This is a genomic window from Salinilacustrithrix flava (genome assembly GCF_041228405.1).
Classification (GTDB): Bacteria; Actinomycetota; Acidimicrobiia; order Acidimicrobiales; family Salinilacustritrichaceae; genus Salinilacustrithrix; species Salinilacustrithrix flava.
Genome location: NZ_CP133888.1, coordinates 1,607,302 through 1,633,345, shown reverse-complemented (window position 1 = coordinate 1,633,345; position 26,044 = coordinate 1,607,302). Strand labels below are relative to the sequence as shown.

Annotated in this window: 25 protein-coding genes; 12 read left to right on the top strand and 13 right to left on the bottom strand. The window is 73.7% G+C overall.

Annotation, left to right across the window (positions count from 1 at the left end; genetic code table 11):
• Nucleotides 1–12: 12 nt before the first annotated feature.
• Genes RGQ06_RS08090 through RGQ06_RS08080 form a run of 3 tightly spaced genes read right to left on the bottom strand, consistent with a single transcriptional unit; the run spans nucleotide 13 to nucleotide 5,096 of the window.
• On the bottom strand, nucleotides 13–3,507 hold the full coding sequence (locus RGQ06_RS08090; RefSeq protein ID WP_432427076.1) for a BTAD domain-containing putative transcriptional regulator: 3,495 nt from the start codon (nucleotides 3,505–3,507) through the stop codon (nucleotides 13–15).
• Between the two features lie 9 nt (nucleotides 3,508–3,516).
• Complete coding sequence (locus RGQ06_RS08085; RefSeq protein ID WP_432427077.1) at nucleotides 3,517–4,347, bottom strand: MBL fold metallo-hydrolase; 831 nt, start codon at nucleotides 4,345–4,347, stop codon at nucleotides 3,517–3,519.
• A complete protein-coding gene (locus RGQ06_RS08080) occupies nucleotides 4,344–5,096 on the bottom strand; it encodes a hypothetical protein (protein WP_432427078.1) in 753 nt (250 codons plus the stop codon). The genes RGQ06_RS08085 and RGQ06_RS08080 overlap by 4 nt, the downstream gene beginning before the upstream one ends.
• 155 nt (nucleotides 5,097–5,251) lie before the next feature.
• On the opposite strand from RGQ06_RS08080, the gene RGQ06_RS08075 reads away from it, so the two are divergent.
• Both RGQ06_RS08075 and RGQ06_RS08070 read left to right on the top strand, forming a co-directional pair.
• Nucleotides 5,252–5,881 (top strand): TetR/AcrR family transcriptional regulator, encoded by a 630-nt coding sequence (locus tag RGQ06_RS08075; protein ID WP_432427079.1) that lies wholly within the window; start codon nucleotides 5,252–5,254, stop codon nucleotides 5,879–5,881.
• The gene (locus RGQ06_RS08070; RefSeq protein ID WP_432427080.1) at nucleotides 5,878–6,624 is read left to right on the top strand and encodes a maleylpyruvate isomerase family mycothiol-dependent enzyme; all 747 of its coding nucleotides are present in this window, start codon (nucleotides 5,878–5,880) and stop codon (nucleotides 6,622–6,624) included. The genes RGQ06_RS08075 and RGQ06_RS08070 overlap by 4 nt, the downstream gene beginning before the upstream one ends.
• A 24-nt stretch (nucleotides 6,625–6,648) precedes the next feature.
• Here RGQ06_RS08070 and RGQ06_RS08065 read toward each other — a convergent pair whose 3' ends face one another.
• The 4 genes from RGQ06_RS08065 to RGQ06_RS08050 form a co-directional block, all read right to left on the bottom strand.
• The gene (locus tag RGQ06_RS08065; protein ID WP_432427081.1) at nucleotides 6,649–7,425 is read right to left on the bottom strand and encodes a PIG-L deacetylase family protein; all 777 of its coding nucleotides are present in this window, start codon (nucleotides 7,423–7,425) and stop codon (nucleotides 6,649–6,651) included.
• A complete protein-coding gene (locus tag RGQ06_RS08060) occupies nucleotides 7,422–8,630 on the bottom strand; it encodes an MFS transporter (RefSeq protein ID WP_432427082.1) in 1,209 nt (402 codons plus the stop codon). The genes RGQ06_RS08065 and RGQ06_RS08060 overlap by 4 nt, the downstream gene beginning before the upstream one ends.
• Before the next feature lie 14 nt (nucleotides 8,631–8,644).
• A complete protein-coding gene (locus tag RGQ06_RS08055) occupies nucleotides 8,645–8,794 on the bottom strand; it encodes a DUF3253 domain-containing protein (RefSeq protein ID WP_432427083.1) in 150 nt (49 codons plus the stop codon).
• 65 nt (nucleotides 8,795–8,859) lie between these two features.
• Nucleotides 8,860–10,173, bottom strand: coding sequence for a DUF222 domain-containing protein (locus RGQ06_RS08050; RefSeq protein WP_432427084.1), 1,314 nt, complete (start codon nucleotides 10,171–10,173; stop codon nucleotides 8,860–8,862).
• An 85-nt stretch (nucleotides 10,174–10,258) separates the two neighbouring features.
• On the opposite strand from RGQ06_RS08050, the gene RGQ06_RS08045 reads away from it, so the two are divergent.
• On the top strand, nucleotides 10,259–10,555 hold the full coding sequence (locus RGQ06_RS08045) for a DUF1905 domain-containing protein (RefSeq protein WP_432427085.1): 297 nt from the start codon (nucleotides 10,259–10,261) through the stop codon (nucleotides 10,553–10,555).
• Nucleotides 10,556–10,582: 27 nt separating this feature from the next.
• On the opposite strand, the gene RGQ06_RS08040 is transcribed toward RGQ06_RS08045, so the two are convergent.
• Nucleotides 10,583–10,819, bottom strand: coding sequence for a hypothetical protein (locus tag RGQ06_RS08040; protein ID WP_432427086.1), 237 nt, complete (start codon nucleotides 10,817–10,819; stop codon nucleotides 10,583–10,585).
• Nucleotides 10,820–10,871: 52 nt separating this feature from the next.
• Between RGQ06_RS08040 and RGQ06_RS08035 the strand changes: the two genes are divergently transcribed.
• The 3 genes from RGQ06_RS08035 to RGQ06_RS08025 are packed head-to-tail and all read left to right on the top strand — an operon-like array spanning nucleotide 10,872 to nucleotide 13,588.
• Nucleotides 10,872–11,420, top strand: a complete 549-nt coding sequence (locus RGQ06_RS08035; RefSeq protein ID WP_432427087.1) for a TIGR03086 family metal-binding protein — start codon at nucleotides 10,872–10,874, stop codon at nucleotides 11,418–11,420.
• A 5-nt stretch (nucleotides 11,421–11,425) separates the two neighbouring features.
• Entirely contained in the window at nucleotides 11,426–12,412 is a 987-nt protein-coding gene (locus tag RGQ06_RS08030; RefSeq protein WP_432427088.1) for a serine hydrolase domain-containing protein, read from the top strand.
• A 12-nt stretch (nucleotides 12,413–12,424) separates the two neighbouring features.
• Entirely contained in the window at nucleotides 12,425–13,588 is a 1,164-nt protein-coding gene (locus RGQ06_RS08025; protein ID WP_432427089.1) for a lactate 2-monooxygenase, read from the top strand.
• A 16-nt stretch (nucleotides 13,589–13,604) separates the two neighbouring features.
• On the opposite strand, the gene RGQ06_RS08020 is transcribed toward RGQ06_RS08025, so the two are convergent.
• The 3 genes from RGQ06_RS08020 to RGQ06_RS08010 are packed head-to-tail and all read right to left on the bottom strand — an operon-like array spanning nucleotide 13,605 to nucleotide 15,426.
• The gene (locus RGQ06_RS08020; RefSeq protein ID WP_432427090.1) at nucleotides 13,605–14,417 is read right to left on the bottom strand and encodes an ABC transporter permease subunit; all 813 of its coding nucleotides are present in this window, start codon (nucleotides 14,415–14,417) and stop codon (nucleotides 13,605–13,607) included.
• 44 nt (nucleotides 14,418–14,461) lie between these two features.
• Nucleotides 14,462–15,181 carry an ABC transporter ATP-binding protein gene (locus tag RGQ06_RS08015; protein ID WP_432427091.1) on the bottom strand — a complete coding sequence of 240 codons (720 nt, stop codon included), beginning with the start codon at nucleotides 15,179–15,181 and terminating at the stop codon, nucleotides 14,462–14,464.
• Entirely contained in the window at nucleotides 15,178–15,426 is a 249-nt protein-coding gene (locus tag RGQ06_RS08010) for a hypothetical protein (protein WP_432427092.1), read from the bottom strand. Before RGQ06_RS08010 ends, RGQ06_RS08015 begins: the two co-directional genes overlap by 4 nt.
• Nucleotides 15,427–15,514: 88 nt before the next feature.
• Here RGQ06_RS08010 and RGQ06_RS08005 point away from each other — a divergent pair, with 88 nt between their 5' ends.
• Nucleotides 15,515–17,710, top strand: a complete 2,196-nt coding sequence (locus tag RGQ06_RS08005) for a LuxR C-terminal-related transcriptional regulator (RefSeq protein WP_432427093.1) — start codon at nucleotides 15,515–15,517, stop codon at nucleotides 17,708–17,710.
• A gap of 28 nt (nucleotides 17,711–17,738) precedes the next feature.
• The gene (locus RGQ06_RS08000; RefSeq protein ID WP_432427094.1) at nucleotides 17,739–19,136 is read left to right on the top strand and encodes an FAD-binding oxidoreductase; all 1,398 of its coding nucleotides are present in this window, start codon (nucleotides 17,739–17,741) and stop codon (nucleotides 19,134–19,136) included.
• Here the strand turns inward: RGQ06_RS08000 and RGQ06_RS07995 are convergent.
• Complete coding sequence (locus RGQ06_RS07995) at nucleotides 19,133–20,851, bottom strand: SulP family inorganic anion transporter (protein WP_432427095.1); 1,719 nt, start codon at nucleotides 20,849–20,851, stop codon at nucleotides 19,133–19,135. The two genes, RGQ06_RS08000 and RGQ06_RS07995, sit on opposite strands and share 4 nt — an antisense overlap.
• 35 nt (nucleotides 20,852–20,886) lie before the next feature.
• On the opposite strand from RGQ06_RS07995, the gene RGQ06_RS07990 reads away from it, so the two are divergent.
• From RGQ06_RS07990 to RGQ06_RS07975, 4 genes are all read left to right on the top strand, one after another.
• Nucleotides 20,887–21,270: a hypothetical protein gene (locus tag RGQ06_RS07990; protein WP_432427096.1), complete on the top strand. Its 384-nt coding sequence runs from the start codon at nucleotides 20,887–20,889 to the stop codon at nucleotides 21,268–21,270.
• Between the two features lie 24 nt (nucleotides 21,271–21,294).
• Nucleotides 21,295–22,809 (top strand): N,N-dimethylformamidase beta subunit family domain-containing protein, encoded by a 1,515-nt coding sequence (locus RGQ06_RS07985; protein ID WP_432427097.1) that lies wholly within the window; start codon nucleotides 21,295–21,297, stop codon nucleotides 22,807–22,809.
• A 135-nt stretch (nucleotides 22,810–22,944) separates the two neighbouring features.
• Complete coding sequence (locus RGQ06_RS07980) at nucleotides 22,945–24,273, top strand: FAD-binding oxidoreductase (protein WP_432427098.1); 1,329 nt, start codon at nucleotides 22,945–22,947, stop codon at nucleotides 24,271–24,273.
• A 3-nt stretch (nucleotides 24,274–24,276) separates the two neighbouring features.
• A complete protein-coding gene (locus RGQ06_RS07975) occupies nucleotides 24,277–25,257 on the top strand; it encodes an NAD(P)H-dependent flavin oxidoreductase (protein ID WP_432427099.1) in 981 nt (326 codons plus the stop codon).
• Nucleotides 25,258–25,285: 28 nt separating this feature from the next.
• Here the strand turns inward: RGQ06_RS07975 and RGQ06_RS07970 are convergent, their stop codons facing one another.
• Entirely contained in the window at nucleotides 25,286–26,008 is a 723-nt protein-coding gene (locus RGQ06_RS07970) for a PIG-L deacetylase family protein (protein WP_432427100.1), read from the bottom strand.
• Between the last annotated feature and the right edge of the window lie 36 nt (nucleotides 26,009–26,044).

Below are 26,044 nucleotides of genomic sequence, written 5' to 3'. Positions count from 1 at the left end.
CCCGTCCTGGCCTCAGCCGGTCAGGGTGAGCGCGGTCCCGAGGGCCCGGGCCGCGGCGGTGGCCTCGGCTCGCAGCGCCGTCCCGTCGAGGCCCTGCCGCTCCAGCACCGTCGCCCGCTCGGCGCGGGCGCGGGCGGCCCACGGGCGGAACCCGCAGGCGTCGGCCCGCTCGACGGCGAGGGCGAGCGCGGCGTCGGCGCCGGCCAGGTCGCCGGCTGCGGCGAGGGCCAGCCCCCGTTGGCGGACCAGGTGGCCGAGGGACAGCGCACCCATCGCCGTGACGGCGACGCGGTGCTGCACCGGCTCGAGCGCGTCGGCCACGACCCGTCCGAGGTGGGGGTCGTCCACCACCCAGACCACGTCACCCAGCATCGCCAGCGATGTCGACCAGAGCAGGTCGGGCGGGACGAGCAACCGGTCCGCCTCGACCAGCGGGCGCACCACCTCGAGCCCCCGCTCCGGATCGCCCGCGGCGATCAGGGCCGCGGCGTGCGCCGGGCGCCACGAGGCGACGTCGGGGAAGTCCGCCACCATCGACGCGGTGACGTCCACGAACCCGGCGAGCTGGCCGCGCTCCCAGCCGACCATGAACTGCTGGGCGGCCCAGGCCTGCGTGGCGTTGGTGCCGTGGGCACGCTCGCCGTCGACCAGGCCCCGGTTGCTCAGCTCCTCGGCCCGATCCACCTCGCCGTCGAGCAGCGCGAAGCAGGCGTCGATGAAGTGGAGGTAGGTGTCGAAGCCCGGCCGGTGGTGCGGGCTGAGGCGCTCGCGCAGCACCTCGAGCAGGTCACGCGACTCGCCGACGCGGCCCGCTTCGAGCAGGTCGGTCACACCCAGGACGTGGGCGAGCACCTCGAGGTCCGTCCACCTGGCGGCGACGGCGTCGACGAGCATCTCGTCGTGGAGGGCCAGGCGGTCCTCCACCGCACCCGGGCCGGGCTGCGCCAACCGCAGGGCCAGCGCGCTGATGGCGCGCACGTCGGGGCAGCCCGAGCTGGCTTCGGCCGCCTTCGCGGCTCGGGCCGCCAGGTCGCGCTGGCGCACCGTCGGCGGGCCGCCCGCCAGCGCGATCGACGACCAGGCCAGCAGGGTCGCCTCCTCCGCCGGGTGGTCCTCGCCCCCCGACCGGATGGAGGTCAGGGCGTCGTCGAGGAGGGCGAGCAGCTCCTCGTCGACGAAGCCGAAGCTGAAGCCGATGTTCGCCGTCCCGAGCACGGCCTCCTCGGCGGCGACGGTGATCCGCTGGGGATCTCCAGACTGGCGGGCCTGCTCCAGCAGCGCCGCGCCGACCTCGGCGGCCTCGTCCCGGTCGCCGAGGTGGCGGCAGGCCTGCGAGATGATCAGCCTCGCCGTCCAGCGGAGGTCGTCGGCTCCCCCCACCGGGGCGGGGGAGGCGTCGAGCTGCGCGAGCGCCCGGCCGGCCCACGTGCGCGCCTCGTCGGGTGCGAGCAGGTCGTGCGCCTCACGCGCGGCGGCGACCGACGCGGCGGCGGCCCGCTCGGCCGGGCACAGGGCGCCGGCGGCCCGCAGGTGCTGGGCCAGCACGGCATCGGCCACCGGCTCGGGGCGTGCGGCGAGGACGTCGGCGATCCGCAGGTGCAGCTGCGCCTCCCGGTTCCGCGTCGACCGGGCGATCAGCGCGTCGCGGGCCAGCGCGTGGGTGAACGACACCCGCCCGACCACCTCGGGGTCCTCCACGAGGAGCCCGGCGGCGACGCCGATGTCGACCACGTCCAGGACGCGGTCCATCCCGCACTCGCAGACCTCGGCGAGCACGTGCAGGTCGACGGGGTCGCCGACGGCGGCGGCCGTGACGAGGACGTGCAGGTCGTCGGCGTCGAGGGATGCGGCCCGCAGGTCCAGGGTCTCGCGCACCGTGTGGGGCAGCTGGCGGGGGTCGGTGGCGGTCAGGTCGTCGGCCTGGGTCGAGAGCGCCTCCACGAACAGCGGGTTGCCCCCGGTGCGGGCGTGGACCGCGTCCGCGACGGCGGCATCCACGGGTCGCCCGCAGCGGTCGAGCAGCTCGGCGACCGACGACGCATCGATGCCGGGCAGGTCGAGGACGTCGGTGGAGCCGGCCCGGCGGAGGTCGGCGACGAACCGGTCGAGGTCGACCGTCGACCGACCCGCCGGCCGGCGGACGGTGCCGACCAGCCCGAGGCCCGGGACGCGGCCCTGGGTGACGAGGTGGGCGAGCAGCGCGAGGGACGACCGATCGGCCCAGTGGAGGTCGTCGACCACGAGGACGAGCGGACGCGCCGAGGCCAGGTCGCGCAGCAGCGCGGCGACGGACTCGTAGAGCTCGTAGGGGTCACGCTCGCTGATCGGGGCGTCGGTCCGGCCGAGGAGGTGGCCGAGCACCGGATGGCGCTCGCCGAGCGCGGCGGCGACGTCTCGGTCGAGGCTGCGCTCGAAGGCCCGCACGGCATCGAGCACGGGCTGGTAGGCGACGAGGTGCTCGGCCGAGCACCGACCCCACAGCACGATCCCGCCCACGGCGTGCACGTCGCCCACCGCGGCCGACACGAGCGAGGTCTTGCCGACGCCGGCCTCGCCCTCGATGAGCACGACCCGCGCGTCGCCGTCCCGCAGCGCCCCGAGGGCGTCGTCGAGCCGGGCGAGCTCCTCACCACGGCCGATCAGCTCGCGCCCGTGGCCGACGGTCGCGGCCCGGGGCAGCGGTGCGGCGATCACCGACGCGAGGTCCGGCGCCGGTCGGGCCGGTGCCGTCGGTGCGGGTGGCGCAGCGGCGGGCTCGGCCGGCGGCGCCGCCAGCTCGGGGTCCTGGACCAGCACCCGGTCGGCCAGGGCGACGAGCTCGGGCATGGGGTCGAGGCCGAGCTCCTCGGCGAGCATGGCGCGGGTGCGCTCGTAGGCCCGCAGCGCATCGGCCTGGCGCCCCGACCGGTACAGGGCGAGGACGAGCTGGGCGGTGAGGCCCTCCCGCAGCGGGTGGTCGGCCACCGCCCGCTCGAGGTCCCCGACCACCCGCTGGTGCTGGCCGGTGTCGAGCAGCGCCTGGTAGCGGGCCTCGATGGCCGACAGCCGCAGCTCGTCGAGCCGGGCCGCTTCGGCCTCGGCCCAGGACTGGTCGGCCAGCTCCACCAGCGCCGGTCCCCGCCACAGCCCGAGGGCCTGGTCGAGGAGGGCGACCCGCTCGCCCAGGGGCGCCTCGGCCGCCGAAGCCACCAGCTGCTCGAAGCGCCCGGACACCAGCTCGACTGCGGGCGACAGCCGGTAGCCCGGACCCGACCGCTCGACGATGACGTCGTCGCCGGTTCGCAGCTCCCGCCGCAGGTTGGACACGTAGCTCTGCAGGGTGTTGACCGCCGAGGGCGGTGGCTCCCCGTCCCAGAGGTCGTCCACCATCCGCTCGACCGGGACGGTGTCGCCACCCGCGACCGCCAACCGGGCCAGGACGGCACGCTGGCGCAGTCCCCCGAGGGGGAGCGCATCGCCGCCGTCGCTGCGACGGGCCTCCAACGGGCCCAGCACCGAGATCCGCACCGGCGGATCTTAGATCCGGCCGCCCACCGCGGGGTCGTGAAACCGGCGGGCGAGCGCCGCGGCCAACCGCTCGGCGGCAGCCGGCATCGACGCCCCAGCGAGGCCGAAGGCCAGATCCAGCGCCCGGCCCACCTGGGGGCCGCGGATCACCGGGCCGTGGGCGCTCACGATCGTGGTGGCGCCGAGGCTGGCGACCCGTCCGACGGCCTGACGCCACCGGATCGGATCGACGTCACGGATCCAGGGGCTGAGCAGCAGGTGGAAGGCGGTGAAGCCCTCCACCCACACGTCGTCGTCGAGGTCGGCGACGTCGGCGATGTCGGCCGGCACCGGGGTCCCGAAGCAGTCGGCTCCCCAGTAGACGCCGGTGGTGGCATCGAAGAGGCCCCGGGTGGTGGGCAGGTCGTACGCCGGGGGGCGCACAGCCAGCAACGGTCGGTCGCCGACGTCGAAGACGTCGCCGTCGGCCACCCAGCGGCACCGCTCGGTCGGCAGCTCCCGGTCGAGGGTGAGCCGGTGGATGAGCCGGCGCCCGGCCACCAGCGTGGCGGTCGGGCACCGGTCGAGCACCTCCCCCAGGTTGCCCCGGTGGTCGGCGTCGTCGTGGCTGAGGAAGATCCAGCGCACGTCGACGGGGTCGAGGAGGGCCTCGACCTGGGCCCAGTAGCCGCGCCGGTCCGCGCCGGCGCCGGTGTCGACCAGCACCGGCTCCTCGCCGGCGAGCACCATGGCGTTGGCGTGCAACCGGGCCGGGCCGGCGCTGCCGTCGGACTGCGCCACGGTCGGGAGGTCACGGACCAGCCAGGCGTCGCCGGCCAGGTGCAGCGGGCCGGGGGTCATCGCGGGACGCCGGCCGAGGCGCCTGCGGTGCGGGAGAACACCATGCCGACGCTGATGGCCACGAGCCACAGCGGCATGATCATCCCGGGCATCCCCGGCAGCGCCGTGAACAGGGCGAAGCCGAGCGGGATCGCCATGGTGACGAGGCTGACGACGCCCATCCAGCGGGGCAGGAGCCGGCGCCGGAAGGCGAGGAACGCCACGCAGGCGGCGGCGAGCATCGCGCCCCACCAGCCGAACAGGGTGCCGAAGTCCAGGTAGGCGAAGTTCACGAACAGCGACTCGTCGGACATCGTGCCCTCGTCGAAGCCGCCGTCGAGGTACAGCGCCAGGGCGCCGGCCATCGAGTAGCCGATGATGTTCACCGTCGCCGTGGCCGACAGGGCGGTGGCGATGGTGCCGGCGGCGAGGTCGTCGGCGGCACGGTGCTGGGCCCAGCGGCGCCAGCCGGCGGCGGCGATGAACAGGGCGGCGACGCCGATCAGGCCGACGACGAAGGAGATGTAGTAACCGCCTCGCTCCAGGTCGTCGATGAGGCCGACGCCTTCGAGGTACTGCTCCTCGGTGATGGTGGCCATGCCGGCCATCGCCGCGACCAGGCTGGCGGCGCCGGCGACGGCACCGGCGAGGGGCCAGGTTGCCCGGGTGCCGTCGAGCGCGGGGTCGGCGGCGTGGTGGCTGTGGGCGTCGGGCCGGACCGATCCGGCGGGCGAGCCCAGCGGGCCGGTGGTGGGGGTGATGGTGATCACGGGTGCTCCTCGGGGTGGGGCTGGTCTTCTTGGTGCGATCACCGTCACCCGCGCCCCGTGGAGCTCTCGTGGAGCCGGCTTGGAGGGGGATCCACTTGACACGCCCCGAACGCTGTTCCATAGTTCGAACGATGTTAGGTAGAGGGGAGACGGACGTGGGGGCCGCGCCGGTCCGGGACCGACGGGCGGAGCAGCGGGAGCGCACGCGCGACGAGATCGTGGCCGCGGCCTGGGAGCGGTGCCGGGCCGAGGGGCTGGCCGGGCTGTCCCTGCGCGACCTCGCGGCCGCCGTCGGGATGCGGGCGCCGTCGCTGTACTCCTACTTCGATTCCAAGCTCGCCATCTACGACGCGATGTACGCCGAGGGCTGCCAGCAGTTCCTGGACGAGGTGGTCGACCTGCCCCGCACCGGCGAGACGATGACCGACCTCAAGGCGAGCCTGCGGCACTTCGTTGAGTTCTGCGCCAGCGACCACGTCCGCCACCAGCTGCTGTTCCAGCGGACCATCCCCGGCTTCGAGCCCTCGCCCGAGTCCTACGCCATCGCGGTGCAGGGCCTGGAGGTGCTGGGCGAGTGGTTCGGGGACCTCGGCTTCGACGACCCGGCCGACCTCGACCTGGCCACGGCCGTCGGCTCGGGGCTGGCGGCCCAGCAGATCAGCAACGACCCGGGGGGCGACCGCTGGCTGCGCCTGGTCGACGACGCCGTCGAGATGCTCGTCGCCCACCTCGAACGCAAGACACCGACCGAGACACGGACCAGGACAACCAGGGGGGAACCATGATGCAGATCACGAACGTCGATGAGGTGCCGGCCATCGCCCGGCCCGAGTCGATCCGGCTGGCCGAGACCGAGACCGCACGGATGGTCGCCCTGCTGCGCTCGCTCGACGACGACGGGTGGGCGGCACCGACCGACTGCCCGCTGTGGGACGTGCGGGCCATGGCCGGCCACGTGCTCGGCATGGTCGAGACGTTCTCGTCCCTGCGCCGCTTCGCCCGGGACATGCGCGCCGGGGGCAAGGCCGCCGGCGACGGACCCTTCATCGACGGCCTCACCGCCGTGCAGGTGCAGGCCCATGCCGGACTGTCCCGGTCCGAGCTGCTCGACCGGCTCGAGGCCCGCGGTCCGGTGCAGGCGGCGTGGCGGGGCAGCCGGCGCCTCATGCGCCAGATCCGCACCACCGAGGACGGACCCGACGGGCCCGAGACGTGGAAGGCCGGCTACCTCTTCGACATCATCCTCACCCGCGACACGTGGATGCACCGGGTCGACATCACCCGCGCCACCGGCGCACCGATGGAGCTCACGCCGGACCACGACGGTCGGATCGTCGCCGACGTCGTCGCCGAGTGGGCTCGGCGCCACGGCCAGCCCTTCACCCTCCGCCTGACCGGCCCGGCCGGCGGGACGTGGGCATCCGGGACGGGCGGGGAGGACATCGAGCTCGACGCCGTGGCGTTCTGCCGGATCCTCGCCGACCGGGCCGAGGGTCCGGGACTGCTCACCCAATCGGTCCCGTTCTGACCCGGGTCCACCCGATCCGACGGGCTATCCGACCAGGTCGTCGAGCGGCCCGGCGGGGCCGCGGCGGTTGAACCACTCGATGCCGTAGACCGCGGCGAAGGCGTCGGCGTCGAGCCGCATGGTCTCGGAGTGCTCGGGCAGCTGGCTGGCGTGGGCGGCGAACGCGGCACGCTTGGCCTCGATGTGGGTCCGGACGTCGACGAGCAGGTCGATCTCCACGGTCGTGTGGCCGTAGGTGCCGGTGTGGCCGTGCCAGGTCTCGGTCACGGCCTCGGTCGCGGTCTCGACCACGTGGACGTCGACGAAGTGGAGGTGCTCCCGGTCCACCGTCATCTCGTAGCGGGTGGCGATGCCGACCAGCTCGGCGGCGCGGGCCGACACGTCGTGGGCGTGGATGTGGTCGGGGTGGCCGTAGATGCCCTCTGGTCCGTCGGCGACGAGGGACCCCACCCCCTCGCGCTCGAGGATCGCCGCCAGCTCGGCGGCGGCGTGGTCGACCGGGATGTGGACGAAGGCCTCGGGCGGCGACACCGGTCCGATGCCGGAGTCCACGTATCCGAGGTGGTGGACGGCTGCGGCGCCGAGGATGTCGCCGGCGACCTCGAGCTCGCGCCGGCGCAGGTCGCGCAGCGCCCGGCTCGGCTCGCCTTCGGCGGTGTCGCCGCTCGTCGCGGCGATGATCACGACGCGGTGGCCGGCCTCGGCGAGGGCCCGGATGGTGCCGCCGCAGAAGATGGCCTCGTCGTCGGGGTGCGGACACAGCACGGCGATCGCTCCCCCGGCACCGCGTCCCCCGCTCACGCCCGCGCCGCCGCCACGCGCTCGCGCTCGGGCTCCGGGGTCGGCAGCATCGATGACGCCACCGCGCCGAGCAGGGCCACGCCGCCCGAGAGCAGGAACACCATCGTGAAGGATCCGGTGAGGTCGGCGATCAGCCCGCCGATCTGGGGCGAGGTCACCTGGGCGATGCCGAAGGCGAGGGTGGCGACCGCGTAGCGGGGGCCGTAGGTGACGTGGTCGCTGGCCTGGACGATGTAGGTGGCGATCACCGACGGCAGGCCGCCGAACATCATCCCGATGGCGACGCCGCCGGCGAGCACGGCCGCGGTCTGTCCGCTCAGGATGCCCCCGGTGCCGGCGGCGAAGAGGGCGAAGCCCCCGACGAGCGACGGGCGGGGACCGATCCGGTCGGCGACGGCACCGAGGGCGATGCCACCGACGATGGTGGCGAGGCCGACGGCGGCGAACACGCCGGCGGCCCGGCCGTCGCTGTAGCCGGCGTCGTCCTCGAGGCGGGCGGTGAGGTAGGTGATGGCCAGCAGGTAGCTGAACCCGAAGGCGGCGTAGGCGAGGGTGAGGGGCACCCAACCCTGCATGGTGCGCAGCACGGCCAGGCCGCTGCCGGTGCGGGCCGGCGCCGGCTCGGCGTCGGGTCGGAGGAGGACGACGATGGCGAGGGCGACCACGAGGCCGATGGCGGTCTCGATCCGGTACACGTCCTGCCAGGCCTCGACCCCCCAGCGGTCGCGCAGCGCCTCGGACAGGCGACCGGCGAACACGATGCCCGTGCCGATGCCGGCGCCGATCATGCCCACGGCCGTGCCCCGGCGGGCCGGCGGGACGGCGGCGGCGGCGATCGCCGGCGACGGGATCCAGATGCAGGCGCCACCGAGGCCCATCACGACCAGGCCGAGGGCGAGCACCGCGCCGTTCGGGGCCACGGCGGCGATGGCCAGGCCGGTGAGGGACAGGGTGAACCCGACCCGCATGATGGTCATGAGCCGGACGGTGGCCGTGGCCCGGATGATCAGCAGGGTGCCGGCCAGGTAGGCGGCGACGTTGGCCGTGCCGAGCAGGCCGGCGACGGTGTTGGACACACCGAGGTCGTCGCGCACCGCGGGCAGCAGCACGCTGTAGGTGAAGCGCCCGAAGGCCTGGGCCACCGCTGCGCCGAGGGCGACGAGGACGACGACGCCCCACCCCCGCGCTCGTGTCATCGCCGCCATGCCGGCGAAGTCTGTCAGGCCGGCCCCGGCCCACCACCCGAGTACCGGACGCGGATCGGGCCCCGCCGCTCGGCATCGACCGGGACGGCCTCGCCCCGCTGGAGCACCTCGACCGTGCCCTCGGCGAGTCCCCGCCGGGCGCGCAGCAGCGCGCCCGGGACCACGACGGTCTCCGGGCACGCCGGCGGGGGCTGGGGGCTCGGGTTCGGGGCTGAAGCCGACGGCTGCGTCAGTCGGCCAGGGTGAACGTGCCCTGCTCGGGCTCCGGGCGACGGGCGGGCGGATCCGTCCCACCCGCACCGCAGGCCGCGCCCGGCGGCGCACCGCTCGCCGGCGGCGCATGCCACGGCTTGCCCTTCCGGGTCTCGAACCGTCGCCGTCCCGGTGGGCCGACCAACCGGAGGTCGTTGCGGGTCTTGAGGTCGTGGCAGTGCCAGCACAGCCAGCTGAGGTCGTCGAGGCGGGTCTCGTGGGTGAGCGTCCAGCCCTCGTTGTGGTCGATGTCGAGCAGGTAGGTGCCTCCGCACCCCTCCCGCTCGCAGCTGCAGCCCCGGGCCTCCATGGCGGTGCGCTGCCGGGCGGTGACCTGGCGGCCGAGGTGGGTCACGTTGCGCACGTCCTCACCGTTCCGGAACACGAGCGTGAGGAACGCATCGGACATCAGCGCACGCACGGCGGACACCGAGACGGGACCGACGCCGGCGATCTCGCAGACCTCGTCGCCCTCGACCCGGCCCCGGTTCAGAGCCGGCACATCGATGAGGGCGATGACCTTCTTCTCCGGCCGCACCGCCTGGCTCGATCGCTTGGCACCGGCGTCGTCGCCGCCGCCGAGCAGCAGATCCCGGGCGACGTCGGCCGTGAGCGCCTCGCGCCGCTCGAACCGGCCGGCGTCGCGAGCATCGGCGAAGGCCCGCTCGACCCGCGGCTTGAGGGCGGCGTCGACCTCGGCCATCACATCGGCCGGCAACCGCAGCAGCAGGTTGCCCATCCCCTCGGTGTCGTTCCAGCGCTTCACCTCCCGGGAGCGAAACAGACGCCGACGGGTCTCCTCCCGGTCACGGTCCGCCTTGGCCTTCGCGGCGGCCGTCCGCTTGCGCAGCTCGTGCAGCGGGTCCCTGCGCGCCGAGCGGATCAGCTCGTCCTCCTCCTCCGGCGACGCGTCGGCTCCGTCGGACACCTCGTTGGCCTGGTCCGGCGACACCTGACCCCGACGGACGGCCTCGTCGGTCTTGGGCTGGCGCTTCAGGCGCTTGCTGGTGTTGAGCTTCCGCCGGGCCGAGCCGGTGGGCGTGCCGGTCTTGCGGGCGATGTCGTCCTCGGCCGACTTGGCGCCGTTGCGCTTCCAGGCGCCGGCCTCGTCGTAGCGGGCCGCCATGCGCAGCACGGCGCCGCCACCGAGCCGTTCGAGCGAGGTCAGCGCATCGAACGCATCGGGGACCTCGTGCAGCGGGATGGCGTCGGGGTCGAGCCGCCGGCACAGGTCGTGCACGCCAGCGACCACCTCCAGCACCTCCGCCGTCGTCACGGGCCCCTTTGTCATGTTTTGCACCATATCGAACTGGTGTTCGCTCTCGCAACCCCGATCTCGCAGAGATCTGACCGAGGTCGGACGTACCGTCCCCCCGGTGAGCTACGAGTTCAGCGCCGAGGTCTGGCTGCACCAGGGCGACGCGGCCTGGCACTTCCTCACGGTGCCGGAGGACGTCTCCGACGACATCGAGGAGCGGACGTCGCACCTGCAGCGGGGGTTCGGGTCGGTGCGGGTGCGCGTCCGCATCGGGGCGACCACCTGGGCCACGTCGGTCTTCCCCGACACCAAGCGCGGGGCATACATCCTTCCCGTGAAGAAGGAGGTCCGGCGGGCCGAGGGCATCGACGACGGCACCGTGACCGCCGTCCGACTGGAGCTCGTCGACGTCTGAGACCGTGCGCCCCGAGCATCGGCCCCGTCACCGCCGATCGGTCCGCCGCCGCTCCTTCGCAGCGTCCCGCGCGGCACGGCGCTCCTGCGCTCGGTGCCACTTGGCGTCCCGGCTGCGACACGCCTTCCGGCAGTACCGCTGGTTGGCGGAGCGCCGCTCGAACAGCACGCCGCAGCGCCAGTAGGCGCAGACCGCCAACCGCTCCGGATCGAAGTCGGCATCGGGCCCGTGGTCGTCGTCGGCTTCCTCGATCCGACCAGTCAACCCGCAGACAGACGGGCGAGCGGTGTCAGACCCCCTGGGGTTGACTGGCGCCATGACCGACCCCGCCGACCGCTACCGACATCTCGCCGAACGGTTCACCGCCGTGGTGGACGACGTGCCCGAGGACGCCTGGGACGCCGCCTCGCCGTGCGAGGGCTGGACCACCCGCCAGGTGCTCGAGCACGTGGTCGAGAGCCAGCACGGCTTCCTCGCCCGCTTCGACCTCGAACCCTCGCTCGAGGGTGAGGACGACGTCCGGGCCTGCTGGCGCCTCGTCCGGGACGCCATGCAGCGGGGCCTCGACGACCCCGCCACCGCCCAGACGGAGTACGCCGGCATGTTCGGCCAGACCACCTTCGCCGCCACGGTCGACGACTTCATGAGCGCGGACCTGCTCATCCACGCGTGGGACATCGCCCGCGCCGCCGGGCTCCCGGAGCACGAACCCATGCCGGCCGACGAGATCGAGCGGCTCGACGCCCGCCTCCGGCCCATGGGCGACACGCTGCGCACGCCCGGCGTGTTCGGGCCCGAGGTCCCCGTGCCCGACGACGCACCGGCGCAGGACCGCCTGCTCGGGTTCCTCGGCCGCCAGCCCTGACCGCCGTGGAGGGCCTGACCGCCCCGGGCTACGAGGGCGTCGCCGACGCCATGGCCACGTGCGGCCCCGGCGTGGCCGTCGCCGCCATCGTCGACGGCCAGGTCGTGGTCGACGCCACCACCGAGGGGCTCACGCCGCGCACGCTCGTCCACACCTGGTCGGCCATCAAGCCCGTCACCGGCGCCTGCGTCCTGGCACTGGTGGACCGCGGCCGCCTCGACCTCGACCAACCGGTGGCATCGGTCTGGCCCGAGCTCGGCGACGACCGCCTCCTCGTCCGCCACGTCCTCACCCACTGCGCCGGTCGCATCGCCTGCCCCGACGCCGACCTCACCGACTGGTCCGCCACGACGAGCGCGCTCGCCGCGCAACCACCCGATGCGGCGCCCGGCGAGATCGTGTGCGAGCACGCCATCACCTTCGGGTTCCTCGCCGGCGAGCTCGTCCGCCGGGTCGACGGCCGCACCCTGGGCACCTTCCTGCGCGAGGAGCTCACCGGCCCGCTCGGCCTCGACGTCCACGTCGGCGTCCCAACCGCCGACCTGCACCGGGTGGCGGACACCGTGGGCCTCGACGATGCCTACTGGGCCGACGTGTGCGGCGATGCTGCATCGCTGCGGGCGCGCTCGCTCGGACCTCGCCCCGACGTGCACACCGACGCCTGGCGCACGAGCGAGATCCCGGCTGTGAACGGGCACGCCACCGCCCTCGGCCTGGCCACCTTCCACCAGCGGCTGCTCGAGGGCCGCCTGCCCCCGCTGGTCGACCGGCCCGGCGTCACGGCGCACGACCACTTCGTCGGCGAGGAGGTCACGTGGAGCCTCGCCGGCGGGCAGATCGGCGGCGACGACATCGGCATGGGAGGCCTCGGTGGTCAGTGGGCGGCAGCGCGGCCGGCGGACGCCCTGGCGTGGGCGTTCCTCACGTCCCACGTCGGCGACTTCGAGCGGGCCCAGCGCGTGGAGGACGCGCTCCTCGCCGCACTGGGATGACAGGCTCGGTCCATGGCGAACTTCGGTGACTTCCAGGTCGGCATCTACCTCGACGGGATGATGAACGGCACCACGCCGGACCTCACCACCAACCTGGCCCGCATCGAGGACCAGGCGCGAGAGGTGCTGGAGCCCGAGGCGATGGGCTACATCGTCCCGAGCGCCGGCGACGGCGCCACCACCCGGGCCAACCGGGAGGCGTTCGATCGCTGGCGCATCATCCCGCGCATGCTCCGGGGCACGGCCGAGCGCGACCACTCGACGACCGTGCTCGGCACGGAGATGGCCGCGCCGGTGATGATCGCCCCGGTCGGCGTGCAGACCCTCGCCCACCCCCAGGGCGAGCTGGCCACCGCCCGGGCGGCCACCGAGATGGGCCTCACCTACATCCACTCCACGGCCGCGTCGCACGACTTCGAGCAGGTGGCCGAGGCCAGCGGCGCCGGGTCCCGCTGGTACCAGCTGTACTACCCGACCGATCCGGACGTGACCGAGAGCTTCCTCGAGCGGGCGAAGGCCAGCGGCTACGAGACCCTGGTCGTCACCCTCGACACCACGCTGCTCGGCTGGCGGCCGGCCGACCTCGACCGGGGCTTCCTGCCGTTCCTCTCCAACGTCGGCGTGGCCAACTACCTGTCCGACCCGGCCTTCCGCTCGAAGCTGGACCGCTCGCCGGAGGAGGACCCGGGCTCGGCCACGTTCCTGTGGGCCGGCATGTTCCCCAACCCCGGCCTCAGCCTCGCCGACCTCCCCTTCCTGCGGGAGCGCTGGGACGGCCCGATCGTGCTGAAGGGCATCATCCACCCCGACGACGCGCGGGCGGCGGTGGACGCCGGCGTGGAGGGCATCGTCGTGTCCAACCACGGCGGCCGCCAGGTCGACGGCGCCATGGGCTCCCTCGACGCCCTCCCCCGGGTGGTGGAGGCCGTCGGCGACCGGGCCACGATCCTGTTCGACTCCGGCATCCGCACCGGCACCGACGTCGTCAAGGCCCTGGCCCTCGGTGCCGAGGCCGTGCTGCTCGGCCGGCCCTTCCTCTACGGGCTGGCGCTGGACGGCCAGGCCGGCGTCGAGCACGTGCTTCGCTGCCTGCTCGCCGAGCTCGACCTGGCCCTCACCCTCGGCGGCTACCCGAGCATCGCCGACCTCGGCCCGGAGGCGCTCGAGCGCTTCTGAGCCGAGGGGCGACATGTCAGTCGACGTCGCGGCGCTGCACGAGGACGGCACCGATCACCAGGGCCGCGAGGACGTAGACCCAGAAGATCCCAGCGTGGGCCGCGTTGGACAGGCCGGCGGCGACGACGGCGTCGGGATCCAGGTCCGAGACGATCCCGAGCGACCGCCAGCCGGTGTCGAAGGGCACGAACCGGGAGAACTCGCCCGGGGCGAACCCGACGATGAGGCCCTCGACCACCAGCCACCACACGAGCAGGCCCGAGATGGCGCCGGCGCTGTGGCGGATCAGCATCCCCACGCCCAGCCCGAGCACGGCCGAGCCGCAGACGTAGAGCAGGGCCCAGAGCCACATCGACGGCTTCCCGCTCGTGTCGCCGACCTCGAGCCCGCCGGCGAGGGCACCGGCGAACCCGGTGAGGAGACCGACCACACCCAGCGCCAGTCCGAAGGCGGTGGCGGCGACGGCCTTGCCGGCCACGACCGGCCAGCGTGCCGGCTGCGCCGTGAGTGCGCCGGCGAGGGTCCCGTGCTGGGCCTCGGCGCTGAACAGCAGGATGCCGGCGATGGCGGCCAGCACGGCGGTGAGCGCGGTCGAGCCGGCGGCGACCTCGGCGGCGTTCATGCCCTCGTCGGTGATGAACATGGCGGTGGCCCACGAGGTCAACAGGCCGACGACCACGGCCGCGGCGACGATCGTCTTGTTCGTCCGCACGGTGGTGGACTTGATCCACTCGCTGCGCAGGACCGCCCGGAGCTGGGCGAGGTCTCGCCTGCGAGCAGGGGCCGCGACGATGCGGTCGGTGGGGAGCGGGAGCTCGGTGGTGGTCATGGTGGGACCTTCTTCCGGAGTGGTGGTGGCGGTGGGTGGAGCGGTCATGCGGAGGCGAACTCGGCGGCGCCGGCGGTCATCTCGAGGAGGCTGTCCTCGAGCGACTGCCCGGTCCGGGCGGTGAGGGAGTCGACGGTCTCGGCGGCGATGAGCCGGCCGCCGCCGACCACAACGAGGTCGTCGGCGAAGCGGGCCAGCTCGGCGATGAGGTGGCTGGACACGAAGACCGTGCCGCCGGCATCGGCGAAGGCGCGCAGGTGGTGCCGCATCCAGCGGATGCCGTCGGGGTCGAGACCGTTGGACGGCTCGTCGAGCAGGAGGACCCGGGGGTCCCCCAGCAGCGCGGTGGCCAGCGCCAGCCGCTGGCGCATGCCGAGGGAGAAGCCGCCGGCCTTGTCGTCGGCCACGCTCTCGAGACCGACGTCAGCGAGCACCTCGTCCACCCGGCGGGCCGGGATGCCGCTCAGGGCAGCGCTGGCCCGCAGGTGGTTCCGGGCGGTGCGGCCCGGGTGCATGCAGCGGGCATCGAGGACCGAACCGACCATGCGGGCCGGGTGCTGGAGGTCGCCGTAGCGGATGCCGTCGTAGCGGACCTCGCCACGGTCGGGTCGGGTGAGCCCGACCATCATCCGCATGGTGGTGGACTTGCCGGCACCGTTCGGGCCGACGAAGCCGGTGACCCGGCCGGCGGCCAGGTCGAAGCCGAGGTCGTCGACGGCGATCCGGTCGCCGTAGTGCTTGGTGAGTCCGGTGACGGTGATCATGTCTGTGCTCCGTGGGTGGTGGGGGCGTCAGGGGTGGGGGCGGGCCCGATCGAGACCACGTCGACGTTCACCGACGTGAGGTGGGCGAGGACGCCGTGCAGATGCGACCGGTCGCCGATCTCCCCGACGAGGCGGGTGACGCCGTCACTCCCGTGGTCGAAGGTGAAGGCGTCGAGCAGCGGCCGCAGGAGCCGGGCGCTGGGCCGGCCCCGCAGGACGATCTCGTAGGTGGTCGTGGCGGGCATGGGGCCACCATCCCGCTGCCCCGGACGGGAGCGCCTCATCCACCCCGCCATCTCATCCGGGTGAGATGCGACCGTAGGGTGACCAGCGATGACCGAGGACTGGCAGCCGGGCCTCGCCGCCACCAAGGTGCAGCCGCCCGCGCCGCCCCGGCACCTGGTGCACCGGTCCCGGCTCGACGACGCCCTCGACGCCGCGCTCGACCGCCACGTCCCGCTGGTCCTGGTGAGCGCGCCGGCCGGTTCGGGCAAGACCACGCTCCTGGCTGCCTGGCTCGCCACCCGGTCCGAGGCGGTGGCCTGGCTGCAGGTCGAGGAACCCGACTCCGACCCGGCCCGGTTCTGGTCCTACCTCGCCCGGGCGATCGGTCGGACCCAGCCCGCGCTCGGCGCCGAGCTCCAGCCGGTGATCGCCGGATCGCGCGGCGACGGCGACGCAGTGGTCCCGGAGCTGGTCAACCGGCTGGCCGACCTCGGCGAACCCCTCCTGCTCGTGATCGACGACTACCACCTCGTCGACGACGAGCGGATCCACCGGGGCGTGGAGCGCCTCGTCGACCTCTGCCCGCCGCAGGTCACGGTCGTCCTCGCCACCCGCATGGATCCGCCGTTCCGGATCGGTCGGCTGCGCGTCCGCAACCAGGTGGCCGAGGTCCGCGCCGACGACCTCCGGTTCGTCCCCGAGGAGGCCGCCGGGCTGCTCGGCGACACCACGTCCCCCCTCGCCCCCGAGCTGCTCGCCGAGCTGTGCGGACGCACCGAGGGCTGGGCCGCCGGGCTCGTGCTCGCCGGGCTCTCCCTCCAGCGCGCCGACGACCCGCAGTCCTTCGTCGCTGCGTTCCGGGGCGACGATCACCTGGTCGTGGAGTACCTCCGCGACGAGCTGCTCACCGGCCTCGCCGACGACGACCACCGGCGCCTGCTCGAGACATCGGTCCTCGACGAGCTGAGCGGCGAGCTGGTCGACGCCGTGACGGGCACGCACGGCGGTGCCGAATGGCTCCGGGAGACGGCGCGGTCCAACCAGCTGCTGGTGGCCCTCGACCGCACCGGGACGTGGTTCCGCTACCACCGCCTCCTCCGCGACCTGCTCCACCTCGAGGCGGAGGCGTCCATGCCGGACCACCTCCCCGAGCTCCACCGGCGCGCCGCCACCTGGTTCGAGGCCGCCGACGACCACGGCCGAGCCATCGCGCACCGCCTCGCCGCTGACGACCTCGACGGCGCCGCCCGGCTGCTGCACGTCCTCGGTCCCCGGTTGCTGCGGGCCGGTCAGGTCGAGACGCTCAGCGGGTTGCTGACCCGTCTGGGCGAGGTCGCCCGCGCGGACGTGGGTTGCGCGGTCCTGGCTGGCTGGTGCGCGTTCCTCGGCGGTCGCTACGCCGAGACCGAGCAGTGGCTCGGCGTCGTGCTGGGACTGGAGCCCGCCGGTTTCCCGGCATCCACGTCGCTGCGCATCAACCTCTCCCTGGCGACCGGTGACGTCACCGGCGCGCTCGACGTGGCGAGGGCTGTGCTGCCTGCGTGCCTGCGTGACGGCGGCCCGGCGGAGCTGGCCACCGCCGTGGGCGCCGCCCACGGCTGGGCCGGCATGGTCGACGAGGCCCGCGCTGCCCTCGAGGTCGCGGCGGCCGGTGCCGACGCCACGCACAACCGGTCGGCCCAGACCGTCTCCCTCGTCCACCGCTGCGTGGCCGAGCTCGAGCACAGCGCTCCCGCCGTCGCCCACCGGGCCGCGCAGGTGGCGATCGACACGGCCGAGCGGTTCGGCCTGGCCGGCTACCACGGCGTGGCGCCCGCGTTCGCCGTCCGGGCCCGCACGGCCGACGACGAGGCGCCGGCCCGCGACGACGTCGCGTTCGCGCTGGCCAGCGCCCGTCGTTCCTCCACCCCGCTCGCCTTCGGCTTCGTCCTCGCCCTGTGCGGCGACACGCTCCTCGACCTCGGCGACGACGCCGGCGCGGTCCTGCTCGACGAGGCCCACTCGGTGCTCGACCGCTGCCCGGACCCCGGCATCGCCGGCCGCCACCTCGCCCGGGCCGAGGCCCGCCACGGCACCCCGACCTCCCGACCTGCGCCGGCCGCCGGCCTGGTCGAGCAGCTCACCGACCGGGAGCTGGCCGTGCTGCGCTACCTGCCGAGCGGGCTGAGCCAGCGCGACATCGCCCGGGAGCTCTACGTGTCGATCAACACCGTGCGCACCCACTGCCGGGCCATCTACCGCAAGCTCGGCGTCGGCGACCGCCGCGCGGCGGTGCAGGCGGCCCGGGACCACCGGCTGCTCTGACCTCCGTCACCCCGTACGATCCGCGGACATGGCCGAGCCGGGGACCGTGGACGTCGTCGAGGTGCTGCGGGGCGTCGTGCCCGAGCAGCTGGTCCGCAGCGGGGCGGATGCCGGCGACGACTTCCACCACGACGAGGCGCTCGGCATCGACCCGGTGGTCCCCGCCGCCGTGGTCACGCCCGAGACCGAGGAGCAGGTGGCGGCCGTCCTCGCCGCCTGCGACGCGAACGGCATCCCCGTCACCGCCCGGGGCAGCGGCACCGGCCTGTCCGGTGCGGCCATCCCCCGCCCGGACGGCGCCGTGATCGCCTTCGACCGGATGGCCGAGATCATCGAGATCGACGAGGACAACCTGGTGGCGGTCGTGCAACCGGGCGTCACGCTCGACCAGCTCGACCAGGCGCTCGCACCTCGGGGGCTCGTCTACCCGGTGTTCCCCGGCGAGTACAGCGCCAGCCTCGGCGGCAACGTGGCCACCAACGCCGGCGGCATGCGGGCCGTGAAGTACGGCGTCACCCGCCACCAGGTGCTCGGCCTGCGCGCCGTGCTGCCGTCGGGCGAGGTCGTCACCACCGGCGGCAAGTTCGTGAAGGGCTCCACCGGGTACGACCTCACCCAGCTCATCGTCGGCTCGGAGGGCACCCTCGCCGTGGTCACGCAGGCGATCCTCAAGCTCTACCCGCGCCCCGAGCACCGGGCCACGGTGCTCGCCCCGTTCACCACCCTCGACCAGGTCACCGCGGCCGTGCCCGCCATCGTCAAGAGCGGCATCGGCCCGATGATCCTCGAGTACATCGACATGCTCACGATGTCGGGCATCGAGAACACCCTCGGCGTGGAGGTCGGCGTGCCCGAGGACATCAAGGCGACCGCCCTCGCCTACCTGGTGGTCCAGCTCGAGGATCGCCACGAGGACCGGCTCGAGAGCGACATCCAGGCGCTGGCCGAGCTGGTCGCCGACCTGGGGGCCATCGACGTGTACGTGCTCCCGTCCAACGCCGCCACCCAGCTGATCGAAGCCCGGGAGAAGGCGTTCTGGCTGGCGAAGGGCGCCGGCGCCGACGACATCATCGACGTCGTGGTGCCCCGGGCGTCGATCGACTCGTTCCTCACCGCCGTGTCGGAGCTCGCCCAGGCGAAGGGGACCTTCATCGCCGGCTGCGGCCACGCCGGCGACGGCAACGTGCACCTGTCGGTGTTCCAGCCCGACCCCGACGTGCGGTACGAGATGATGCTGGAGCTGTTCCGCCTCGGCATGGACCACGGCGGGGCGATCTCGGGCGAGCACGGCCTCGGTCGCACGAAGGCCAAGTACTGGCTGGAGCTGGAGGACCCGACCAAGGTCGCGCTCATGCGACGCATCAAGGCAGCGTTCGACCCCAACGGGATCCTCAACCCCGGGGCGCTGTTCGGCGAAACGGGCTAGGACCCCGCCCGGTCGCGGTAGGCGCGCACCGCAGCGTTGATCGTCGGGAACGACACGAGCGGTCCGGTGGGCACGAGCAGGCCGGCGCGGTCCAGCACGCCGAGCACGGGATCGATCGCCCGGGCCACCGCCACGACGGCGACGTCGGCCTCCTCCATGTCCTCGAGCAGCTCGCGCAGGGAGTCGACCGCGGTGGTGTCGAGGCTGCCCACCCCCTCGAAGTCGAGCACCAACCACTCCTCCCGGCCGACGTTGTCCTCCAGCACCTGCTCGACGCGTGCCCGGAACCGGCCGGCGTTCATGAAGAACAGCGGGGCGTCGAAGCGGTAGACGAGCAGGCCCGGCTCGGTCATCGCATCGGGGTAGGCGTCCACGTCGACCCAGCCGTCGAGGCCGGCCAGGTCACCCAGCACGGCGTCGTGGGGCCGGGCCATGTGCGAGAGCGCGGCGAGCACCGACAGCACGACGGCGACGACCACCCCGACGAGGACGTCGAAGACGATGACGCCGAGCGTGGTCGCCACGGCGATCGCCGCGTCGGTGCGGCTCACCCGCCACAGGTCCCGGAACCCCGGCGCGTCGATGATGGCGAGTGCGGCGGCGATGATCACCGCGGCCAGGGCCGGCCGGGGGATGTGCTCCAGCAGGGACCGCCCTGCCGTCAGCGACACGACGACCGACGCTGCAGCGATGAGCGACACGAGCTGGGTGGTGGAACCGAGCGACGCCGGGACCGCTGTGCGGCTGGCGCTGGAGGACACCGGGAAGCCCTGCGAGAGCCCGGCGCTCAGGTTGGTGAGGCCGAGGGCGAGCAGCTCCTGGTTGGCGTCGATCGGGGCGGCCTCGGGGTCCCGCCGCCGGGCGGCGATCGAGCGGGCGGTGAGCAGGTTGTCGGTGAAGCCCACGAGGGCGACGCCGGCGGCGACGGGGAGCAGCGCGGCCATGTCGGACCAGGACACGTCGGGCACCGCCGGCGTCGGGAGGCCGGCCGGGATCGCGCCGATGAGGGCGATGCCGTCGGCGTCGAGGTCCAGCAGCGCCACCACCACGCCGGCACCGACCACCCCGATGAGCGCGCCCGGGAGCTGGGGCGCCCACCGTCGCAGCCCGACGATCACGCCGAGCGCGGCGGCCCCCACCACGAGGGTGGGCCAGTGGATGTCGCCCAGCTCGCCCAGCAGCTCGGCGAACCGGGGGAAGAAGGTGTCGCCCTCGATGTCCACGCCGGTGAACCCGGCGATCTGGCTGCTGAGCAGGGTGAGCCCGACGCCGGTGATGTAGCCGACCAGCACCGGCTTGGAGAGCAGCGACGACACGAACCCGAGGCGCACCACGGCAGCGGCGATGCAGATCGCGGCCACGACCAGGGCGAGCGCGGCCATGAGCGCCAGGTACCGGCCCGGGTCACCGGCGGCGATCGCGCCGACCCCGGTGGCGGCGAGGATGGCGGTGCCGGGCTCGGGCCCGACCCCGAGGTGGCGGCTGGTCCCGACCAGCGCGTAGATGACCAGCGCCCCGATGACGGCGTAGAACCCCGTGACCGGCGGCATCCCGGCCAGCTCGGCGTAGGCCATCGACTGGGGGATGAGCATGGCGCCGACGGTGAGCCCGCCGAAGACGTCCGTGCGCAGCCAGGGTCGCCGGTAGGCGCGCAGGACGGCGAGGCCCGGCAGCAGCCGCGCACCGAGGCTGCGGGGTGCGGACGTCGCCGGCATCGCGCTCACCGTACGGCTCGGGGTACCGTCCGACCATGGCGTCCGATCCCCTGGTGGAACCGATCGAGGGCGGCGAGCACCAGTCCTTCGCCGGCATCGACATCGACCTGTTCGCGGTGGGCGACGCCCGGGTGAAGCGGTTGGTCTACGGCGTCGGCGGCAAGTGGTCCGAGCACGTGAAGCCCCACGTCGGCACCGACTTCTGCGAGCACGCCCACGTCGGCTTCCTGGCCAAGGGGCGCCTGGCCGGCGAGTACCCCGACGGCTGCACCTTCGACTTCACCGCACCCATCGGCGTGCACATCGACCCCGGTCACGACAGCTGGGTGGTGGGCGACGAGCCGGCCGTGCTCATCGAGATCGACTTCGGCCCCGACACCGTCGAGCGCCTCGGCATCCCCGGCACGCACTCGCACTGACCCCGATCTGGCAGGGTGCGCCCCATGCCGTTCGAGACCGTCACCGGGTACTGCTGGCCACCGAGCGTCGCTCCGGGTGAGGCCGTCGGCCTCCACCTCTCGTCCGCCGGCGGCCGGCCGGTGCAGGTCGAGATCGCCCGGGTGGGCGGCACGCGTGACGTGGTCTGGTCCGAGACCGTCGGGGCCGACTTCCACCCCACCCCCGATGGCGCCGACGCCAACGGCTGCGGCTGGCCGGCCGCGGTCTCCGTCAACGTCGGCGACGACTGGCGCTCCGGCTACCACGAGGTCGTCCTCACCATCGACGTCGACGGCAAGGAGCGCACGACCCACGCCTTCTTCGTCGTCCGGCCGAGCAAGCGCAGCCAGAACACGATCCTGCTGCAGCTGGCCACGAACACGTACCACGCCTACAACGACTTCGGCGGCCGCAACCTCTACACCGGCGGCACCACCGTCTCGCTCCAGCGACCCATGTCGGCCGGCTACCTGCACAAGCCCCCGGGTCCCGGCCGGCGGGTCACCAACGTGGTCCCCGACGACCGCCAGATGACCGCGCACGTGGGCTACCTGCGCCTCAACCACCTCTCCCCCTACGCCGGCTCGGCGGGCTGGCCCGACTGGGAGCAGCCGTTCCTCGAGTGGGCCGAGCGGGAGGGCTACGGCGTCGACGTCGTCCTCAACAGCGACCTCGAGGAGTTCCCGGAGCTGGTCGAGCGCTACCGGCTGATCCTGAGCGTCGGCCACGACGAGTACTGGTCCGGTCCGATGCGCGACACGGTCGAGGACCACATCGCCCGGGGCGGCAACGTCGCCTTCTTCTCCGGCAACACCTCGCTGTGGCAGGTGCGGCTGGAGGGCGACGACGGCAACGGCCGGGCCACGCAGATGGTCGGCTGGAAGGGCCGCTTCCGCGACGACCCGCTCCACGACACCGACCGCCGGGCCGAGGTCACCACGTTCTGGTCCGACCACATCCTCGAGCGCCCCGAGAACCACATGACCGGGGTCAGCTTCACCCGGGGCGGCTACCACCGCATCGGCAAGAACGTCACCAACGGCGCCGGCGGCTACACCGTCCACCGACCTGACCACTGGCTGTTCGACGGCACGGGCATCGGCTACGGCGACGTGCTCGGCGGCGACGCCAAGGTCGTCGGCTACGAGTGCGACGGCTGCGCGTTCACCTACCGGGACGGCCTGCCGTACCCCACCGGCGAGGACGGCACGCCCGAGGACCTCGAGATCCTCGGCACCGTACCCGTCGCCCACTTCACCCACACCTCCGCACCCCGGCCGCCGGCGCCCGGGACGCCGTCCGAGCTGGAGTACATCGCGTCACGGATCTTCGGCGAGCGGGGCCAGGAGCACCGCATCGCCCACGGCCACGCCGTGCTCGGCACCTACACCTCGCGTGGCACCTCGGGCGGCGGCGGCACCGTCGTCACGTCGGGCTCCACCGACTGGGCCCACGGCCTCGCCGCCCACGACCGCAACGTCGAGCAGATCACCGCCAACGTCCTCGACCGGCTCGGCTGACGGCGGCGCCGCGCCTCGCGCGCGGCGGGTGGCGTGGCTGCCACGCTTCTCCAGGTTCTCCTTGCGCTTCGCGGCCACGGGCGTACCGTCGTCTTCCGTGGCGTGGCCACTCCGGCGCGCCGGAAGGGGGCAACCGTGGAGCTCATCGGGAGCGAGCACGCGCGCTACGACGAGGAGCGCGCCATCTTCAACGCGATGATCGACCGACGTCCGGCGATCATCGCCAAGTGCACATCCGTGGGGGACGTGCAGGACGCGCTGGCACTGGCGCGGGACAAGGACATGGCGGTCGCCGTGCGCGCCGGCGGGCACTCGGTCGCCGGCTTCTGCCTCAACGACGGCGGGCTCGTCATCGACGTCCGCTCGATGAACGCCGTCGAGGTCGACGCGGAGCGGAGGACCGCTCGCGTCGGCGCCGGTGCGACGTGGGGCGAGCTCGACGCAGCCACGCAGGAGCACGGCCTCGCCACCACCGGAGGGCGCGTGTCCACGACCGGGGTCGCCGGCCTCACGCTCGGCGGCGGCTCGGGGTGGCTGGAGCGCCGGTACGGGCTCGCATGCGACAACCTCGTCTCGGTCGACCTCGTCACTGCCGACGGCCGCACCGTCACGGCCAGCGAGGACGAGCACCCGGAGCTGTTCTGGGCGCTGCACGGCGGCGGCGGGAACTTCGGCATCGCGACCTCCTTCGAGTTCGCCGTCCACCCGGTGGGCCCCGAGATCCTCGCCGGGCTGCTGGTGTGGCCGGGCGACGCGGGCTACGAGGTGGGGCGCGCCTACCGGGACATGGCCTTCGATGCGCCCGACGAGCTGGGCTCGGCGCTGGTGTTCCTGACCGGTCCGCCCGAGGAGTTCATCCCGGTCCACCTGCAGGGGCAGACGCTCGCCGCGATCGCGGTCCTGTGGGCGGGCGACGTCCCTGACGGCGAAGACGCCATCGCCGGTCTCCGCGCGTTGCGACCCGAGGTCGACCTGGTCGGCCCGATGCCCTACGTCGAGTTCCAGCGCATGATCGACGACCCGCCCGGATTCGGGAACTACTGGAGCGCCGACTACCACGACGCGTTCCCGGACGAGGCGCTCGACACCTTCGTCAAGTACGGCTTCGAGCGGCCCTCACCGGTCAGCCAGCAGATCCTCGTCCCGTGGGGCGGTGCCATCGCGCGCGTCGCGGACGACGCCACACCGATGACCCATCGCGACGTGCACTGGATCAGCCACCCCTTCGCCATGTGGGACGTGGCCGAGGACGCCACCGCCAACATCGACTGGGCCCAGAGCTTCCGCCGGGACATCGCCGCCCACACCAATGGCGGCGTCTACCTCAACTTCATCGGTCACGAAGGCGAGGAGCGGATCAAGGCGGCGTTCGGCGAAGCGAAGTACCGGCGCCTGCAGCAGGTCAAGGCCGACTGGGACCCGAACAACGTCTTCCAGGGCAACCAGAACATCCGCCCCGCCTGAACGATGCCGCTGCGGACCCGGTTCAGCGAGCTGTTCGGGCTCACCCACCCGCTCATGTCCGCCCCCATGGTCATGCACAGCGGAGGTCGCCTGGCCGGTGCGGTCTCTGCTGCGGGCGCGCTCGGCTCCTTCGGCGGCATGCACCCGGCACGCGAACCCGACTGGGTCCGGGACGAGATCGCCCTCGCCCGACAGGCCACCGATCGGCCCTTCGCCGTGGGGTTCATCACCCCGTTCCTCCCGATGGCCGAGCCGTTCCTCGAGGCGGCCATCGAGGCGCAGCCGGCCGCGGTCGTGCTGTCCTTCGCCGATCCCGGCCCGTGGGCGGCTCGCCTGGCCGACGCCGGCATCTCACTGATCTGCCAGGTGCAGGACCACGACGGCGCCACCCAGGCCGTGGATGCGGGCGCCGCCGTGCTCGTCGTCCAGGGCATGGCCGCAGGCGGCCACACCGGCACGCTGAGCCTGCTCCCGTTCCTCTCCGCAACCGTCGAGCGCTTCCCCGACGTGCCCGTGCTCGCGGCGGGCGGCATCGCCGACGGGCGAGCGCTGGCGGCCGCGCTGCTGGCCGGTGCCGACGGAGCCGTGATGGGCACGGCCTTCCTCGCCACGCCGGAGGCCGTGGAGATCGACGACCGCTACAAGCAGCTCATCGTCGACAGCGACGGCACCGACACCGTCCTCACCCAGGTGTTCGACATCATCAGCGGCCTGCCGTGGCCCGCCGCCGTCCACGACCGGGTCCGCCGCAACCGCACCACAGACCAGTGGAGCGAGCGGGAAGCCGAGCTGCGGGTCCGGCGCGAGGAGGTTGCGGCCACCCTCCCGCCCACCGCGCACCCGGACCCGGAGCGGGACGCCATCCGCTACGGGCAGTCGGCTGGGGCAGTGGGCGCCATCCGCCCCGCCGCCGAGGTGGCCGAGACCGTCTGCCGGGACGCCGAGGCCATCCTGCGCCAGCGACCGGCGACGCTGCTGGGCTGACGAGCACCAGGCGAGCGCGGTAGGGCCGTCAGCCCCGTCGCTCGACGAAGGCCTCCTCGGCCACCCACGTCGCGTAGGTCTCGGGACCGAAGGCGGCGATGGTCGGGGCGGTCTGGGTGGCCATGGCGCGCAGGGCGACGAGCTTGCGGTCCAGCGCGGCGCCCGACAGCCGGACGCCGACGGCCAGGTCCGACGCTGCGGTGACCGGCGGGGAGCTGCCGTCCATGGACATGCCGAGCCGCTCGTGCAGCTCGGCGAAGCGCTCGGCATGGGCCTCCGACTCGGTGGCGTGCAGCACCCGGGCCTGGCTGGCGAGCATCCGATGGGCCTCGTCGACCCAGGCCGAGACCGTGCGGTGGTCGGGGTGGCCGGTGATCCCGTCCGGACCGAACGTCACGATGGTGTCCGGGTCCACGTCGACGATGACCTTGGCGATCTGCTCGGCAGCGTCGCGAGGGTCCTGGTCGGCGAGGGTGCCGTCGCCCAGGCCGAGCCACCGGTGATCGTCGACACCGAGGACGCGCATGGCGGCCACCGCCTCCCAGCGCCGGACCGGGGCGAGTCGCTCGGATGGCCAGGTCACAGGGTCGTCCGTGCCCTGCTCCCCTGCGGTCGCCGAGACGACCGCGACCCGCTGGCCGTTGTCCGTGGCGGCGGCCATGAGGCCACCGGACAGGTAGGTCTCGTCATCGGGGTGGGCCCAGACGCCGAGGATGGTGCCGAGCTCGTCGATCGAGTGGATGTCGTGCATGCCTGGACCATCGCGGGGGCCGCTCGCGCGCCGCTC